Origin of the sequence: Paenibacillus sp. FSL R10-2736, from assembly GCF_038000245.1 — a bacterium.
Lineage (GTDB): Bacteria > Bacillota > Bacilli > Paenibacillales > Paenibacillaceae > Paenibacillus_AQ > Paenibacillus_AQ phytohabitans.
In genome coordinates this window covers 1,480,260-1,496,674 of the sequence record NZ_JBBOBN010000001.1, presented here as the reverse complement: position 1 = coordinate 1,496,674, position 16,415 = coordinate 1,480,260, and the positions used below count along the sequence as shown (strand labels likewise).

Genomic DNA, 16,415 nt, shown 5'->3' with positions numbered 1-16,415 from the left:
TCGTCATTTACAATTTCTCTGCAATGCGCAGTTTGGCTGAACGGGCACGTGAATTAAGCTCCAGTTCTTCTTCTCCGGGTACGATGGGCTTGCGGTTAATCAGTTTCAAGGTTCCTTTGGCGCCGCACACACAGTAGGGCAGGTCAGGCGGACAGGTACATCTGCTTAAATAGCTGCTGAAAATCTGTTTGCAGATCCGGTCCTCCAGCGAATGGAAGGTAATTACGGATACTCTTCCCTCAGGTGCAAGGCAGCGTACAGCAGCATGCAGTCCATCCTCAAAAGCTCCCAGCTCATCATTGACAGCAATCCGCAGGCCCTGGAAGCTCCGTTTGGCAGGATGTCCTCCTGTCCTCCGCGCAGCTGCTGGAATGCCCTCTTTAATCAGCTCAGCCAATTCTCCGGTGCCCTCCACCGGACGTTCTTCCCGGCGCTCCACAATTTTGCGGGCAATCCGCCGTGAGAACTTCTCTTCTCCATACTGGAAAAGCACACGGGCAATTTCCTGTTCACTCCAGGTATTGACGATATCGGCCGCAGTCAGCTGTGCCGACTGGTCCATCCGCATATCCAGCGGAGCATCGTGATTGTAGCTGAACCCCCGCTCCCCTTCGTCAAACTGCGGAGAAGATACCCCCAGATCGAACAGAATCCCGTCCACTTGGGGAACTCCGTCCTTTTGCGGAACAAAAGGCAGTTCCTTCAGTACTTGCTCGAGGTCACGGAAGTTGGTCTTAACCGTAACCACTTTGTCTCCGTACTCGGCTAATCTCTCTTTAGCATTATTCAGCGCCCAATCGTCTTGATCCAGACAGATCAGCCGGCCTTCGCCGCTAAGCTTGGATGCAATAAGCGAACTGTGCCCGGCTCCTCCGAGCGTACAGTCAACATATATACCATCCTTCTTGATGTGCAGCCCTTCTGTCGCTTCTTCCTTAAGCACCGTGATGTGGTGAAACAAGCTGCATCCCTCCAAGGCAGTAATTCGAATTGTATGTTTTATAGATCAAAATTGAAATCAACCAATTTCTCGGCAATCTCGTTGAACGATTCCTCTGACTGTTCGAAGTACTGCTCCCATAGCTCCTTGTTCCAGATCTCCACCCGGTTCGAAACGCCCAGAATAACACAGTCCTTGTCCAGCTTGGCATATTGCCGCAGATTCCCCGGCAGATTCACCCTGCCTTGCTTGTCCCATACACATTCGGTCGCTCCCGAGAAAAAAAAGCGGCTGAAGGCACGGGCATCCGATTTCATCAGTGATAGGCTTTTAAGCTTTTGCTCCATGATTCCCCATTCTTCCATGGGATAAACAAACAGGCAGGAGTCGAGGCCGCGGGTCGCCACGAAGGAGGTTCCGAGCAATTCACGGAACTTAGCCGGGATAATGATCCGGCCTTTGTCGTCAATGCTATGCTGGTATTCCCCCATAAACATGATCTTTCCCCACCCCTAAGTACCGATTCCCCACTTTGCCCCACTTTTCACCACTTAAGCATAATAGATTCGCCATTAAAAATCAAAAACCTTTTTCCTAAGCAAGGTAATTTTTTCTTGTTTGTCAAGTAGCTCTGCAATATTCCGCAAAAAATAAAAACCCGGGCCAGTTGATTGGCTCCGGGCTCTTGCAGATCCATTCTTTAGTCGTTCAGATTCCAGCTGTCCAGGTAGTCCACCTGTGCCTGCGTCAGGCTGTCAATGGCGATTCCCAGACTCTCCAGCTTATAACGCGCAACCTGCTCATCAAGCTCATAGGGAACATTCTCCACCTTGACGCCGATATCTTTATAATTATCATTCACATATTTGAGGGATAATGCCTGCAGCGCAAAGGTGGTATCCATAATTTCTGCCGGATGGCCATCGGCTGCGCCCAGGTTCACCAGACGTCCTTCAGCCAGCAGGTACAGCTTGCGTCCATCCTTCAGCAGATACTCTTCAATATTCTTCCGCACCGTCCGCTGGGAGGTGGAGCGTTCAGCCAGCTCCGGCTTGTTCACTTCAACATCGAAGTGTCCGGCATTGCAGAGGATCGCACCATCCTTCATGACATCATAATGCTCGCCGCGGATAACATACCGGTTGCCGGTAACGGTTACGAAGAAGTCGCCGCGCTTCGCTGCTTCCAGCATTGGCATCACATGGAATCCGTCCATGTGGGCTTCTACGGCCTTAATTGCATCCACTTCAGTAACAATCACGTTCGCTCCGAGACCCTTGGCGCGCATCGCTACACCTTTACCGCACCAGCCGTAGCCCACTACAACCACTGTCTTGCCGGCCACAATCAGGTTGGTTGTGCGAACAATGCCGTCCCATGCCGATTGGCCTGTGCCATAGCGGTTATCGAACAAATATTTACAATAGGCGTCATTTACAGCCACCATCGGGAACTTCAGCATGCCTTGCTTCTGCAGCGCCTTCAGCCGGATAATTCCTGTAGTTGTTTCTTCAGCGCCGCCGCGGATATTCTCCATCAGGTCAGGACGCTCGGAATGCAGCAGTGTGGCGAAATCTCCGCCGTCATCGATAATCAGATCCGGCTTACTCTCCAGCGCCTTGATGTTCAGCGCCTTGAATTCTTCGGGCGACGGATTATATTTGGCGAACACGGTGATGCCGTCCTCAACTAATGCGGCACACACATCATCCTGTGTGGACAGCGGGTTCGAGCCGGTAATCGTAACTTCGGCACCGCCAGCCTGTACCACCTTGGCCAGATAAGCGGTCTTGGCTTCCAGGTGAAGCGTGATCGATACCTTAAGGCCCTTGAACGGCTGCTCCGCTTCGAACTGCTCACGGATACGGTTCAGTACCGGCATATGCTGGCGAACCCAGTCGATTTTGAGATGCCCCTCAGGCGCGAGCGACATATCGGTTACGATACTATTTTCCTTGGACAACGAACTCATGTTATAACCTCCTATAATATATTCCTACATATAAATGATGCGGTGTGTTCCGCTGTAATCGGCGGGTACGGCCATTAGTTCCTCCAGCCAGCCCGGACCGTAACGGTTCAGATAATACATCATATTATATACTCTCTCCTGCAGTTTACCCAGAGGCATAACGGACAGCTCAATCCGTTCCCACTGCCGCAGCGCCGCCTCATTCTGCTTCTCCATCGCATCCAGTGCTTTGCCCTGCAGGAAGGAGATCTGATCCATAATCTTGTCCTTGTTACTGTTCCCCAGCTTCAGCAGACCTGCCTGAATTCCGCCAAGCTGCTCAATCAGCGGCTCGTACATCGCGGAGAATGCTGCCTTGGTCTGTTCAAACCGTTCTTCAATCTTCAGCTCATCCTGCGCCGTTAACCACTCTTTGCGTTTATCATCCAGACCAAGACGTACATCCGTGAAGGACAGTCCGTATTTATCCATATGCTTGTGAAGTGTTCCCTCTATGACTGTAAAAGACATGCGCGGAATAATCAGCGGCATTTGTCCGCCCATCACCTTAAAGGCCTGATGCGGAATCGCCCAGTAAGCCATTTCTCCTTGTCCCAGCACCGTAGCCAGCACTGGCAGTACATAGTCCTGCATCAAGGGGCGCGTCAGCACGTTGTTGCTGAACCGCTCAGGATGGCTCTCCAGCAGCTCCAGCAGCTCTGTACGGGAAAAAGACACCACGGATTTCCGGTCTGCGAATCTGTCCCCCTCCTTATGCAGCAGAAGCCGTGCGCCCTCATGTATATAAAAGAGGTTGGCATTCCCGGGTGTCACATCCGCCTGCAGCACGTATCCGCCCGCAGCAATACGATCAGCCGCTGCGGTGTAGGCAGCCTCGAGCTCGTCATTGCGCTCGATCATTGCAGCAAACATAGGCATTTCAAGTCTGCGCAGCGCGGAATCGGCAGAATCCAGCAGAATCAGCCCGTATTGCCCAAACAGAGAACCCATCAGCTTGGCAAAAGCGGCAGTCATATTGTCCGCACCCAGCGAAGCTGCTGTGACAAACTCCATAACCTGCGGCTTGAATTCGCTATCCTGCAGCAATCCGTCCAGCTGCCCTACAGCCTGAAGCCAGCTCTCTGCTTCCACCTTGATTTCACTGACAGAAGAACGCGGACCTTCGCCTTTATCCAGCTTAATCCGCGAAATTTCGCCCGTCCGGTTCAGTACATACGTATGATTGACTTCATCCCAGTCATGATCTTCACCGGCAATCCAGAACAGCGGAACGACGTGGCGCCCAAGCTGGGCTGCTGCTTCCCGCGCAGCCTGAATTGTAGTAATAGCCTTATATACTACAAAGAGCGGACCTGTGAACAAACCGCTCTGCTGGCCGCCTGTGACCACCAGCGTATCCGGCTGCTCCAATAAGTCAAGGGAGCGCATTACCGCTTCATGGGCATTATGCTCTCCGTTATAACTGCGTAAGTATGAAACAACCGCGGTACGGTCTGCACGGAGGTCTGCGGTTCCATCAAGCCATTCTGCGCGCTTAACCCGGCTCTCCCGGTTGCGGAAATCCCCGCCGTACAAATGTCCTACAGTTTCATATTGATGTATATAGTCACTGGCGAGCGCAGATCCGCCAGGAAGTGGTTCCGGTACAACATTCATATGCAATTGCCTCCTGTTCTACTATAACCTGCTGTATGTAATCATAAATCGGTAAACCCTTTATGATTGTATCCAAAGTTAGGTGCGGCGTCAAAGAAAGAAGCGCCGGCATGCAGCTATACAAGCTTATATTGAAAGAATAGGCGAGAGCTGAACGCTCCCGCCTACGGTAATGCTGCTGTTAAATTTTAAGCGAACTGTTTAGCAACAAAGTGTCCCTTGGACACCTCTACCAATTCAAATTCGCTGTCATTTGTTTTTTCGCCGGCAGCATAGATCGGACTGCCCAGCTCATCATGCAGATGAATGCGTTTTTTGTTCGCTTCGATTTCCGGATCCGGAACCGGAATCGCCGAGAGCAGCGACTTGGTGTACGGGTGGATCGGGTTAGCGTACAATTCTTCGCTTTCTGCGAGTTCAACCATTTTACCCAGGTACATAACAGCTACACGGTCACTGATGTGCTTAACCATGGACAGGTCATGCGCAATGAAGAGATAAGTAAGTCCAAGACGATCCTGAAGTTCTTTGAGCAGGTTGACTACCTGTGCCTGAATGGATACGTCCAGCGCGGAGATCGGCTCATCGCAGACGATGAACTTAGGGTTAACCGCAAGGGAACGGGCAATACCGATACGCTGGCGTTGGCCGCCTGAGAATTCATGCGGATAGCGGGTGGCATGATCATGATTAAGTCCAACCATGTCAAGCAGCTCTTCAATCCGTTTCTTGCGTTCAAGGCGGCTTCCCGAAAGATTGTGAATGTCCAGTGCTTCACCAATGATATCCGAAACCGTTAACCGCGGATTAAGCGATGCATACGGATCCTGGAAGATCATTTGCATATCACGGCGCATAGCCTTCATTTTGCTGCCGGACAATTTGTAGATATCTACACCATTGTATTTCACGCTTCCTGCAGTCGGCTCGTACAAGCGGAGAACCGTACGGCCTGCAGTAGTCTTACCGCAACCGGACTCCCCTACCATACCCAGGGTTTCGCCTTCGCGAATCGAGAAATTAATATTATCAACAGCCTTAAGAACTCTTCCTTTGCCTACATTGAAATACTTCTTAAGACCTTCTACTTCAATCAGATTCTTACTCAAACGAACTGCACCTCCTTGGCCATCGAATGCAGATTCCAGCAGCGCGCCATATGCGTTTCGCTGAACTCTGTGGCGCCGGGATCGATCTGTTCGCAGACATGCATTGCTTCGCTGCAACGCGCTGTGAACGGGCAACCGACCGGCGGCTTAATTAGATCCGGGGGAGTACCGATGATCGGAATCAGCGGCTCACCCTTCTTTTGGTCAAGACGCGGCATCGACCGCAAAAGACCTTTGGTGTAAGGATGCTGGGGATTCTTGAAAATCTCCCAGCGTGTCCCTGTTTCGACCACTTCACCAGCATACATTACGATGACCCGGTCACACATGCCGGCAACCACGCCGAGATCATGTGTAATCAGGATGATGGAGGTCCCTAGTCTTTGCTGCATCTCTTTCATAACTTCCATGATTTGCGCCTGAATGGTTACGTCAAGCGCCGTTGTCGGCTCATCCGCAATCAGGAGAGCCGGGCGGCAGGCCAGAGCAATGGCAATCATTACGCGTTGGCGCATCCCGCCGGAGAATTCGTGGGGATATTGGTTAAAGCGAGCCTCCGCATTTTTAATGCCTACTAATTGCAGCATTTCAATACCTTGCTGTTTCGCTTCGGCCGCTGACATATTCTGATGTTTGATCAAAACTTCGGTTATCTGTTTGCCCACTTTGATAGTTGGGTTCAAAGAAGTCATCGGGTCTTGAAATATCATGCCAATATCTTTGCCGCGAATCGATTCCATTTGTTTCATGCTAAGGTCCAGCAGATTCTTTCCTTGAAAAACAATCTCGCCTTGCTTCACTTTGGAGAGCGGGGCAGGCAGCAGCCGCATAATTGACTGTGCAGTGACACTTTTGCCGCTGCCGGATTCACCGACAATGGCTACGGTCTCGCCTTTGCCTACTTCAAAGTTCATACCGCGTACAGCCTGAACTTCTCCGCCTTTTACAAAAAAGGAAACTTGCAAATCCTTGACTTGCAGAATGGGTTCCATCATTGTTCACCTCCTTATTTCTTCAGCTTAGGATCCAGTGCATCACGGAGACCGTCACCAAAAATATTAAAGGAAAGCATGGTCAAGCTGATCAGGATAGCCGGGAACAGGAAACGCCACGGATAGTAAAGCCAGCCAGTCAGTGAATCATTGATCATCGATCCGAGGGAAGCTACAGGAGCCTGTACACCAAGTCCGAGGAAACTCAGGAACGCCTCAGCAAAGATGGCATTTGGTACAGACAGTGTAATGGTTACGATAATCGGACCTACCGCATTCGGCAAAAGGTGTTTGAACAACAGTCTTTTGGACCCTGCACCCATCGAACGCGAAGCCAGAACAAACTCACGGTTCTTCAGCTGCATAATCTCGCCGCGGACAATCCAGGACATGGTAATCCAGCCCGTTATCGTCAGCGCAAGGATGATCGTTCCAAGGCTTGGTTCAAGCACAACCAGGAGCAGGATAACAACCAGCAGGTAAGGAATGGAGTAAAGAATTTCAGATACTTTGTTCATGATATTGTCTACACGTCCACCGAAGTAACCCATGATTCCGCCGTAGATAACCCCGATCAAAAGGTCAATGGCAGCGGCAGCCAGGCCGACAATCAGTGAGATACGTGCACCGTACCAGGTACGGACAAAGATATCGCGTCCCAGATCATCTGTACCAAACCAGTGCTTGGATGAAGGAGGCTTGTTGGTACTGAGCAAATCATTTGAGTAGTAATTGTACTTTGAGAACAACGGAGCGATAAGCGCCGCAAGGATAATCAGTCCAAGAATACCCAGTGCTGTCATTGCCATTTTGTTCTGGCGCAGACGTTCCCAGGAATCCCGCCAGGCAGACAAACTTTCGCGCTGAATGACTTCAGCTTGCCGCTCATCAATTCCGATTTTACGGAAATCTTCCGGTTTCAGGTTCGCATCCTGCGATACCAATTTTTTGTCAGAAGCCAATCTTTAGCCCTCCTTTCCACCACTTAGTTTGATACGCGGATCTACAAACACATAAGCAATATCCGTGATAAAGCGTGCTAGCATGAGCAATACGCCGTAGAAGATCGTAATCCCCATAATAACGGTATAGTCACGCACACCAATCGCTTCGACGAATTGCTTACCGATACCGCCGACACCGAAGATCTGCTCGATAACTACAGAACCTGTTACGATGTTAGCCGTCATAGGTCCCATATAAGTTACAACCGGCAGAATTCCGTTCCGCAGTACGTGACGGCTTAGGATTGCTGCCCAGCTTAGGCCTTTGGCCTTAGCTGTCTTGATGTAATCTGCATGCAGCACTTCCAGCATACTTGAGCGCGTTAGCCTCGCTATAAAGGCTATCGGCTGTGCCGAGAGTGCGGTTACAGGTAAGACATAATACAGCGGACCCTTAAATCCGGAAACCGGGAACATGTGGAACTTGTAGGCAAACACATACTGAAGCAGCGAGGCGACTACAAAGCTCGGAACCGCAATTCCCAGCACCGCCAGCACCATAGCCGCACTGTCAATAAACTTGCGGTGATAGAGTGCCGCCATCATGCCGAGAAAGACTCCGACAATAACCGACACAATAATTGCGATAACCCCCAGCTTTAGAGACGCCGAGAACGTTTGTCCGATTAAGTGAGTTACATCCTGATTCAGACGCTTCATGGATACACCCAGATCACCCTGGACAATTTCACCCAAATACTTGAAATACTGATGATAGAGCGGCTTGTCCAGTCCATATTGCTCGTATAAACGCGCTTTTATTTCCGGCGGAACTTTCTTTTCAGAAGTAAACGGGTCCCCCGGAATGGCTTTCATCAGAAAAAAGGTCGCTGAAATTAGCACAAACAGCGAGACAAGCATATAGAAGAACTTATTGGCAACATAACGAACCATCCCCATCAACACCTCCTTCGACATTTTTTTGAGACACATAATTAGATTTTATGAAAAAAATGGCCATTTGTCTAATTTCTTATTTTGTAAGTTCGTGAAATCTTTAACAAAAAGCCTGAAATGCAAAAAAAAGGGATATATATGGAATTCCACATATATATCCCGAAGTATATTGCTACCTTCAGACAACCACTATTCAGTTATGTTAACCGAAGGTTCTACAATTCTTAGTGCTCAAGCAGGTAAGCACGAGTGAAGTCAATTGCACCGCTGAAGTCAAGAGTTACACCTTTGAGGTACTCTTTAGTCAGGGAGTTGTTTGTGTAGTAGTAGAACGGAATCAGGATCATATCATCTTCAATGATCATTTTTTCAGCTTTAGCAAACATTTCTTGACGTGCTGCCAAGTCGGAGCTTGCTTTAGCGTCAGCGATCAGCTTGTCATATTCAGGGTTAGCGTAACCAGTATCGTTGTTACCGCCGCCTGTTACCCACATATCCAGGAAGGTCATTGGATCATTGTAATCCGCAGTCCAGCCAGCACGTGCGATCTGGTAGTTCAGGTTTTGACGGTTGTCGATGAATACTGCCCATTCCTGGTTAACAGTGTTTACAGTGATACCCAGAGCTTGTTTCCACATGTCAGCTACAGCCAAAGCGATTTTCTTGTGGCCTTCACTTGTGTTGTAAGACAATTCAACCGGTGGCAGTTCAGTCAGACCTTCTTCTGCCAGACCTTCAGCCAGCAATTTCTTAGCTGCTTCAGTATCTTCTGTGAAGTAGTCGTCTTTAATTGCAGTACGGAACTCGCCGTCAGCGCCAGCGATACCTGGAGGTACATAGCCGTATGCTGGAATTTGTCCGCCCAGTGTTACGTTGTCGATCAGCGATTGGCGGTTAACAGTCATTGCCAGGGCTTTACGGATTTTAACGTTGTCGAAAGGTTTTTCAGTGATGTTGAATTCATAGTAGTAGGTACTTGCGATACCTTTTCTCTGGAATTCGTTAGGAAGCTCTTTTTGTACGATAGGAATCTGTTCTTGCGGGATTTCGCCGTGTGGTGCACCAGCGCGGTCAAGTTCACCGTTCTTGTAGCTCAGCAGTTCAGTTGCACCGCTGTTAACCAGGGAGAAGTCGATTTTAGCAAGCTTGATGTTAGCAGCATCCCAATATTTATCGTTCTTGCTTACTTGCAGGGATTGGCCGGTAGTCCACTCAGTCAATGTGAACGCACCGTTAGTGATCATAGTATCTTTGTTTGTTGCCCATTTAGTATTACCCTCAACGGATTTGTGTACAGGGTAATAAGTATAGAAGGACAGAAGGCCAAGGAAGTATGGAGTTGGTGCTTTCAGCGTAACTTCAAGAGTTTTCGCATCAACAGCTTTTACGCCCACTTCGTTGAAATCTGTAACTTTCTTTCCATAATATTCTTCAGCGTTCTTCAGGTAGTACAATTGGTAAGCATAAGGTGCAGTTGGATCTGTGTTAGGATCCAGCACGATTTTCCAGGCGCGAACGAAGTCAGCAGCTTCTACAGGGTCGCCGTTGCTCCATTGTGCATCACGCAGTTTGAATGTATATACCAGACCGTCAGGGGAAATCTCCCAAGATTCGGCAATTCCCGGCTCAGCTTGGCCAGTTTCGTCATTCATGCGGGTCAAACCTTCATACATAGTTTTCAGGACGGTATTAGCTTGGCTGTCCTGAGCTTGAGCAGGGTCAAAAGTAGGTGGTTCTGCAGTCAGGTTGACTCTAAGTGTCTGGTCAGCAGCCAGTTTCTCGTCACCAGTTGTTCCTGTGTTCGTGCTACCTTCATTACCAGCTGCATTTGTTGCTGCAGCATTGGTGCCGCTGTTAGCATTGTTGTTGTTTCCGCCGCAGCCAGCAAGCACTGTGCCGATAACCAAAACTAATGCGAACATGAGCAATAGACTTTTACTCTTCTTCATCTAGCAGTTCCCCCTAAATAGAATGTGGTATATGGTTTATGATTATACAACCAGTGGTCAAAAAAATCTAGAGCAATATTTTCTGAAAACGACTTTTTTTTAATTCTTTAAAATTTTGTGACGTTGACGCTTCACCGGAGCAGTGGAACATTACATCGCTTGTGATATGTATCGTATGAGGCCTACAATCATAAATAATACGTAACTGGCACCCATAAAAAAGAAAGAAAGTCGCCAAACTGCCCGTAGTAACCGTTTTCCGTCGACCGATCCCTTGAGCCGGTTTTGCGCGCCTCCAATCAGTCCAGCGGATATTAATACAATAAGTAGTATAAGAAAGAACCCGAAATTCGAATGAAAGATCGTATTGAATAATCCTGAAACTGACAGCAATAAAAATAATGTAGTCACGTCCATCGCCAGCAAAAAAGTTTTTCTCTTCTCTTGCTTAAGACCAATGCCCGCGAAATAAACGATTAAAAAAGGAACAATCGGAATAACGCTTAACACGCCGAACGAATTCCGCAAAAATTCCAAACAGCCTCACCTCTCCCTCACAGTCATGCCCTCTACCAGTCCGCAGATCCAGCGGTGCAGCGGGACTTGAGCCCCCTGCTGCTGCCCCATATTCACAATGCTTCCGTTAATCCAGCGGATTTCCGTTTCCCTTGAAGCAAGCACATCGGCCAGCATAGATGAAATATTGCCCGATGTAGTCCGGCATACTTCAAGAATGGCCTCCCAGACATGCTTCTCATAGGTAATCCCGCAGGCATCATAGGTCTGTACGGCCTCTGTGTACAGTTCCTTCATGATCTGTACACGCTCAGGTGAAGCCAACAGACCGCCGTTTGGGACCCGCCATATTGCGGTTAGAGGATTAATTACAGCATTGATCAAGAGCTTCCGGTAAATGATGGTATCCACTTCTTTCGACAGAGAGGCGTTGAATCCTGCTGCTGCAAGGGCCTCAGTAAAACTTATTACGCTGTCATGGTCCCAATCCTGTGCGTTTGATTCATTGTGATGCAGAGAGTGACTGCTTTTCCCTATACAGATTTCCCCTTTACCTGCATGAATAACCTCTGTTAATGTTTTCCTCTTGGCAGCCTCAGTGGTTACCGCCACCCAGAGGGAGGATTCCGGCAGCAGCTCCTGCAGCAGCTCTATATGTCCGCAGCCGTTCTGGAAACATATCATTGTAAGATTCCGGTCATGAAGCGGCCGCAGAATCTCCGGAAGCTCATGATGCAGCACCGTTTGTTTGACGGTTAGCAATGTCACCTCTCCCGGATCAGCCAGCTGCCGCTGCGTATACTTACTCACCGGTTCGGCCGAGAAGCGGTCACCCTTAACGGATATCGCCTCCCCGCCGTCCTCATAGCTGACCGTTAGACCGCTGCTTGCTAATTCTCTGCACTGCTGCTCACTCCGGCACCACAGTCTGACCTCACTCCCCGCACTAATGAGCTTGCCGGCAAGCAGGAGCCCGAGCGCCCCCGCCCCTATAATATCAATTTTCATGCAAACACATCCTCCTGCCGCCCGGTAATTTCCCTAATTATATCCTGCACCTCCACTCAAAGCAAAACACAAAAAATCCTGCAATGCCGGTGCCGTGAGGCACTGGGATGCAGGATTTGCGGGATTCATGTTCTATTCGATCCGTTCCAGGTTTCCATTCGCGTCCATTTTGAAGCGGGTTTTTTCCTCTTCTTCTTCATTTAGAAATGCGAGTCTGCGGGCCCGGTCCATAATCTGGATCAGCGCTTTGTAATCATCATTGACTACACGGTAATCGCTCTGGGCTAGATTGACTTCCTTGGATAAGCGTTCATTCTCTGCTCTCAGCTCCGTCAGTTCATCTTCCTTCTCTCGCAAATCCCGCTCCAGCATCTTCAGCTGCCGCCCAGCCTCCTGGAACGTGCCTTTCCATTGTCTCAGAAACCGGATTACCGCATCAATCGATAAGCTGTTCTCGCTTAACCCTTCGCTTCGTCCGTAGTCCTCTTCAATGTCTCCAAGAATCAGTCCCGCTACCTGCGCACCTCTGGAAGCCGGCTGTTTCTTCAAATAACTTCGTTTCTGACGCTGGCCTTTAGCAATCCCGATTGCATCCTCGTAACTTTTGCGTACGCAACTGTTCCAGCGGAAACCGCAGGCAGCCGAGGTTCTGCCGATTTTTTCACCCACCTCTTCAAAAGCAGCAAGCTGTGTGCTGCCCTCACGGATATGACGCAGCGTTATTTCTGCCAATATCAGATCATCTTCCGCACTCCAAGCATCCTGTCTAACGGCTGTCATAAAGCCTAACCCTCCTAACAACATCATGAAATAACCATCTTCAGAACCGGCAGCTCTTGCCGGGTAGTGAATAAGGATAAAAGCTGCTTACTCCATTTCTATGCCTCTATTAGAGTTCATAGAATCTATTTGATACTAAATTGTATTGCCATTTTGGCTGAACATCATACTTACAATGCTATAAATTCTTAAATTCCAAGAGAAAAGCTTGTGTCAATTATAAAAATCATAAATATTATGATTTCCTGCCTTTTTTTTCAATGAATTCGTTTACAGTGTTTTGCAGAGCCGTTATAATGATAAATAAGCAGCAGTATCCGGATTCATACTGGAAGGGGGACTCTCTCTTGGACCGCATGTTTCGCGTATTGGGATTTTTCACACTCGTTATCGGACTTATGGCTTTCGCCGGTGATCTTACGGAAATGGCCCTGCTATTCTTTTTACAAACCGCTTTTTTTGTGATCCTCGGCTACATGAAATTCACGGAAAAGACCTACATTCTGCTCTTTTGGGGTTATATGATCCTGACCTTTACAGGCTTCAGTTATTGGACAGTCTTTCAGATGGGTCTGCCGCTGTAACGCATATACAGTACTGAAACGGATAGTGTTCCTTTATCTCAAGGAGCAACTCCGTTTTTTTGTATGGGAATTTATATGTTTTCGCTGTAATTTTGTTTGTCCGAATGTAGTTCCCGGATGCCGAAACAGGGTATGATATTTTAACAGGCAGAAACATATTATTAGTACATACTTATTACTCAACTCTGTTCAAGGTGGTGATGTGGTGTTATTCCGCAGTTCCTTACGCCGGTTATTTGCAGCTCTACTCCTTCTCACCTGCACACTTCTGCCGCTGGCTTCACCGGTATATCTGTCCGCCGGCCCAGGTTCCGGCCTCAGTGCTTCAGCACCTGCCGTTCCGGATAATGAAGAAACCCGCAGGCTGCTCGAACAGACTCTGTCCTCAGCGGAGATTGAACGGGAGATTGTCCGGATTACGGCAGAACAACAAGCACTTGAAAGTGAAGTCGCCACGCTGACCCGGCAGTCTGCCGCCAAACAAACGGCCATTGCAGATCAGCAGGAACGCGCAGGCGCAGTTGTGCGGGCTTATTATATGGGGGAACGCGACGGATTGCTTGCAGCTTTACTGTCCGCCAAAAGCATCAGCAGAGTGCTCGCTCTTTATGATTATTATGAGATTATTATGGGGCAGGACCGGGACACGCTGTCACAGTATGAAACACAATACAAGGATTTGAAAAAAACAATTGCGGCCGCACAGCGCAGCTCTGAAGAGCTCGCCGGGCTCAAAACAGCGCTCCAGGAGCAGCAGAAGCGTGTGCTTGCTTTGAATGAAGAAATTGAGGGCGGTATTCAGGCCAGTACAGATCCTGAGCGCATGGGGGTACTGCTGGAGGAATTCAGTAAATATTGGGAGAATATCGGAATACATGAGGTTAAGACTTATTTCAAGGCGTTATCCTCGGCGATGAAGCATCTGCCGCAGTTCGTCCAGAACCGGGACGGTGTGCTGGTCCGTAAGGGGATGACTTATAATCTTGCGCTGAAAGAAGAGGATTTGAACGAATTCCTGGTCACGCAGAATACGCTGTTCAAAGATTTCGCTTTTCATTTCAAGGATAACGAGATTACAGCCACAGGGAAAAGCGGCGGACTGTCACTGACATTGACCGGTCATTACACCATTCAGGAGGAACCGGTCAACGGATTAATGTTCCATGTGGACCATGTGGTCTTCAATGGACTGGAGCTGCCGGATACCACCCGTCAGGCGCTGGAGGAAGAGTTCGATCTGAGCTTCTATCCGTCAAAAATCGTCTCATTCCTGCATGCCACAGAAGTATCCAGTTCGGACGGCGTGCTCCATGTCAAGCTGTCCCTCTCATTCTGATGCTGCGGCCGCTGCTTGATATCCCGCCGCATCCAGCTTGCCGGTCAAGAGCAGAATTGCCGCTTCCGCCTTGCGGCTCCACTCGCCCTCAGAGTCTGACTCGGGGGCATTGTCATCGGTGAGGAATAATCCGGAGTCGAACGGAAGCCGGGAGATTTCAGGCAATCCGGAGCGGTACAATTCATCCAGTGCAGGCAGATGGTCTGTATTCTCCAGCCATTCCAGCTGAGCCGAGCTTGAGGTCACATAAGCAAGCCACTTGACCGCTGCTTCCGGGCTGCCGGATTGTGCCGGGAGCGCAAAAAAGCGGCTATGGATTGCCTCGTAGATGTTGTGGCCCGTCTGTTCCAGCGGCGCTTGGACCGCCAGCGTAGAGTTTCCATATTTTCTCCATTCGGAGAGCGGCACTACGGCCACCGCAAGCTTGCCATCCTGCAGCATATTCCAGATATCCTGATTAAACCGGCTGGTCAGATAAAAATATCCGCGGGCAGCTTCCGTCCAAGCCGCTTGCGCTTCACTCATAGACAGCAGTCCGCCTCCCATGCTCTGAAGTACAGCTGCATAACCATAAGGGTTCCGCGTATCCATTGCCAGCAAATAATGTTCCTTCGTCTCCTCCCCGTTCAGCCGGTTCAGCAGTCCGCTCCATTCTTCCAGACTTGACGGTGCCCCGGACAGCCCCCATTCCGCAAGCCGCTGCGGAGAATATACCATTACATAGGGATCGATATCGAGCGGAACGCCCCAGTCGTATCCGTTCCACTGCATTTGCGGGATCAGCATGGTAAGAGGGGTGCTCCCGGGAACACTCTGGTATATATCCACAGGCAGCAAATATCCCCGGGAAGCCAGATCAAAAATACTGTGGCCGTCCAGCATTACAATATCGGGACTATCCCCGACCGTTAGTTCCTCCCTTACCTGAGCCGCCCCGTCTTCTTCAGTGTCCACATTAGTCAGCTGTACGCTGACCCCGCTCGACAGGCTGTAATTGTTGCTGATCCGCTGCAGTACGCCAAATTCCAAACTGCTGAGCGATACACGGATGGTCAAGCTCTGCTCGTCCCCAAGTTCACCTGAAGGAGGGCGCTCCGATTGGTCCAGCGGCTGTCTGGGCGGATAGCTTCCCTCGTCCGTATCCAGCTCCATGCTGGGCGACAGGCTTGTCAGCGACAGCAGCAGAACAGCAAACAGCAGCCAATAGTTTTTGCGTCTCAGCACGTGCTTCTCTCTCCTCCCGCTATCCTCGTCTTCCTCATTTTAGCAGACATATACGTGCTTGTCTGCGTTTGTGAAAACGTTCTCTTTCTATTATATAGGTGTGAACGTTGTAAGGTGAATCGTCTGAAGAACGGGCCGCCGGTTGGGCGGTATTCGCACCTGCGGTGAATATTTGGACTTCCGGCCGCTGTTGTCTCCAGATTTCTTCGATTAGACCGCTGTGCGCGGTTGAAATCCGGAGACAAAGGCGGACGCTCCCGCTCCTCCAGTTCCAAAATTCCCCTCCGGTGCTCCCGCCATATCGGCTCCAGCTATCTTAGAGCATCCCCTCCACCGTTCCGGGGCGGGGCAGACAAAAGCCGGGAGTGGTCATCTCCCGGCCGTGATTGTGCTTATCAACCGGCGGGCTGCCGATTGAAGAGCGGGTGCTGCGAGTTAAGCTTGTGGG

Annotated in this window: 15 protein-coding genes; 2 read left to right on the top strand and 13 right to left on the bottom strand. The window is 49.7% G+C overall.

Features of this window, described 5'->3' with window-relative positions; all coding sequences use genetic code 11:
- Window positions 1–7: 7 nt before the first annotated feature.
- The 12 genes from rsmH to NSQ73_RS06370 form a co-directional block, all read right to left on the bottom strand.
- Window positions 8–961, bottom strand: a complete 954-nt coding sequence (gene rsmH / locus NSQ73_RS06425; RefSeq protein ID WP_039304239.1) for a 16S rRNA (cytosine(1402)-N(4))-methyltransferase RsmH — start codon at window positions 959–961, stop codon at window positions 8–10.
- 38 nt (window positions 962–999) lie between these two features.
- The gene (gene mraZ, locus NSQ73_RS06420; RefSeq protein ID WP_039304237.1) at window positions 1,000–1,437 is read right to left on the bottom strand and encodes a division/cell wall cluster transcriptional repressor MraZ; all 438 of its coding nucleotides are present in this window, start codon (window positions 1,435–1,437) and stop codon (window positions 1,000–1,002) included.
- Window positions 1,438–1,640: 203 nt separating this feature from the next.
- Window positions 1,641–2,912 carry an adenosylhomocysteinase gene (locus NSQ73_RS06415; RefSeq protein WP_171721013.1) on the bottom strand — a complete coding sequence of 424 codons (1,272 nt, stop codon included), beginning with the start codon at window positions 2,910–2,912 and terminating at the stop codon, window positions 1,641–1,643.
- Between the two features lie 24 nt (window positions 2,913–2,936).
- Window positions 2,937–4,568 carry a bacillithiol biosynthesis cysteine-adding enzyme BshC gene (bshC, locus tag NSQ73_RS06410; RefSeq protein ID WP_340985765.1) on the bottom strand — a complete coding sequence of 544 codons (1,632 nt, stop codon included), beginning with the start codon at window positions 4,566–4,568 and terminating at the stop codon, window positions 2,937–2,939.
- Window positions 4,569–4,756: 188 nt separating this feature from the next.
- A complete protein-coding gene (locus NSQ73_RS06405; RefSeq protein WP_340985764.1) occupies window positions 4,757–5,677 on the bottom strand; it encodes an ABC transporter ATP-binding protein in 921 nt (306 codons plus the stop codon).
- Window positions 5,674–6,669: an ABC transporter ATP-binding protein gene (locus tag NSQ73_RS06400; protein WP_042141541.1), complete on the bottom strand. Its 996-nt coding sequence runs from the start codon at window positions 6,667–6,669 to the stop codon at window positions 5,674–5,676. The genes NSQ73_RS06405 and NSQ73_RS06400 overlap by 4 nt, the downstream gene beginning before the upstream one ends.
- Before the next feature lie 14 nt (window positions 6,670–6,683).
- The gene (locus tag NSQ73_RS06395) at window positions 6,684–7,631 is read right to left on the bottom strand and encodes an ABC transporter permease (RefSeq protein ID WP_340985763.1); all 948 of its coding nucleotides are present in this window, start codon (window positions 7,629–7,631) and stop codon (window positions 6,684–6,686) included.
- Between the two features lie 3 nt (window positions 7,632–7,634).
- Window positions 7,635–8,567 carry an ABC transporter permease gene (locus NSQ73_RS06390; RefSeq protein WP_039304450.1) on the bottom strand — a complete coding sequence of 311 codons (933 nt, stop codon included), beginning with the start codon at window positions 8,565–8,567 and terminating at the stop codon, window positions 7,635–7,637.
- Between the two features lie 227 nt (window positions 8,568–8,794).
- The gene (locus NSQ73_RS06385; protein ID WP_042139399.1) at window positions 8,795–10,519 is read right to left on the bottom strand and encodes a peptide ABC transporter substrate-binding protein; all 1,725 of its coding nucleotides are present in this window, start codon (window positions 10,517–10,519) and stop codon (window positions 8,795–8,797) included.
- 150 nt (window positions 10,520–10,669) lie between these two features.
- Window positions 10,670–11,029, bottom strand: a complete 360-nt coding sequence (locus tag NSQ73_RS06380) for a DUF3397 domain-containing protein (protein WP_305954203.1) — start codon at window positions 11,027–11,029, stop codon at window positions 10,670–10,672.
- 33 nt (window positions 11,030–11,062) lie between these two features.
- Entirely contained in the window at window positions 11,063–12,043 is a 981-nt protein-coding gene (locus tag NSQ73_RS06375; RefSeq protein ID WP_340985761.1) for a ketopantoate reductase family protein, read from the bottom strand.
- 132 nt (window positions 12,044–12,175) lie between these two features.
- Window positions 12,176–12,823, bottom strand: coding sequence for an RsfA family transcriptional regulator (locus tag NSQ73_RS06370; protein ID WP_039304213.1), 648 nt, complete (start codon window positions 12,821–12,823; stop codon window positions 12,176–12,178).
- 347 nt (window positions 12,824–13,170) lie between these two features.
- On the opposite strand from NSQ73_RS06370, the gene NSQ73_RS06365 reads away from it, so the two are divergent.
- On the top strand, window positions 13,171–13,407 hold the full coding sequence (locus tag NSQ73_RS06365; protein ID WP_039304209.1) for a DUF2626 domain-containing protein: 237 nt from the start codon (window positions 13,171–13,173) through the stop codon (window positions 13,405–13,407).
- Between the two features lie 205 nt (window positions 13,408–13,612).
- Complete coding sequence (locus NSQ73_RS06360) at window positions 13,613–14,743, top strand: hypothetical protein (protein WP_340985760.1); 1,131 nt, start codon at window positions 13,613–13,615, stop codon at window positions 14,741–14,743.
- Here the strand turns inward: NSQ73_RS06360 and NSQ73_RS06355 are convergent.
- Window positions 14,735–15,967 carry an extracellular solute-binding protein gene (locus tag NSQ73_RS06355; protein WP_340985758.1) on the bottom strand — a complete coding sequence of 411 codons (1,233 nt, stop codon included), beginning with the start codon at window positions 15,965–15,967 and terminating at the stop codon, window positions 14,735–14,737. The genes NSQ73_RS06360 and NSQ73_RS06355 overlap by 9 nt on opposite strands.
- Window positions 15,968–16,415: the final 448 nt, after the last annotated feature.

Bases quoted from the DNA above. Each gene is read 5' to 3' on its own strand.
- mraZ (WP_039304237.1), bottom strand. From the start codon at position 1,437: ATGTTTATGGGGGAATACCAGCATAGCATTGACGACAAAGGCCGGATC.
- NSQ73_RS06415 (WP_171721013.1), bottom strand. From the start codon at position 2,912: ATGAGTTCGTTGTCCAAGGAAAATAGTATCGTAACCGATATGTCGCTC.
- bshC (WP_340985765.1), bottom strand. From the start codon at position 4,568: ATGAATGTTGTACCGGAACCACTTCCTGGCGGATCTGCGCTCGCCAGT.
- NSQ73_RS06400 (WP_042141541.1), bottom strand. From the start codon at position 6,669: ATGGAACCCATTCTGCAAGTCAAGGATTTGCAAGTTTCCTTTTTTGTA.
- NSQ73_RS06390 (WP_039304450.1), bottom strand. From the start codon at position 8,567: ATGGTTCGTTATGTTGCCAATAAGTTCTTCTATATGCTTGTCTCGCTG.
- NSQ73_RS06385 (WP_042139399.1), bottom strand. From the start codon at position 10,519: ATGAAGAAGAGTAAAAGTCTATTGCTCATGTTCGCATTAGTTTTGGTT.
- NSQ73_RS06375 (WP_340985761.1), bottom strand. From the start codon at position 12,043: ATGAAAATTGATATTATAGGGGCGGGGGCGCTCGGGCTCCTGCTTGCC.
- NSQ73_RS06370 (WP_039304213.1), bottom strand. From the start codon at position 12,823: ATGACAGCCGTTAGACAGGATGCTTGGAGTGCGGAAGATGATCTGATA.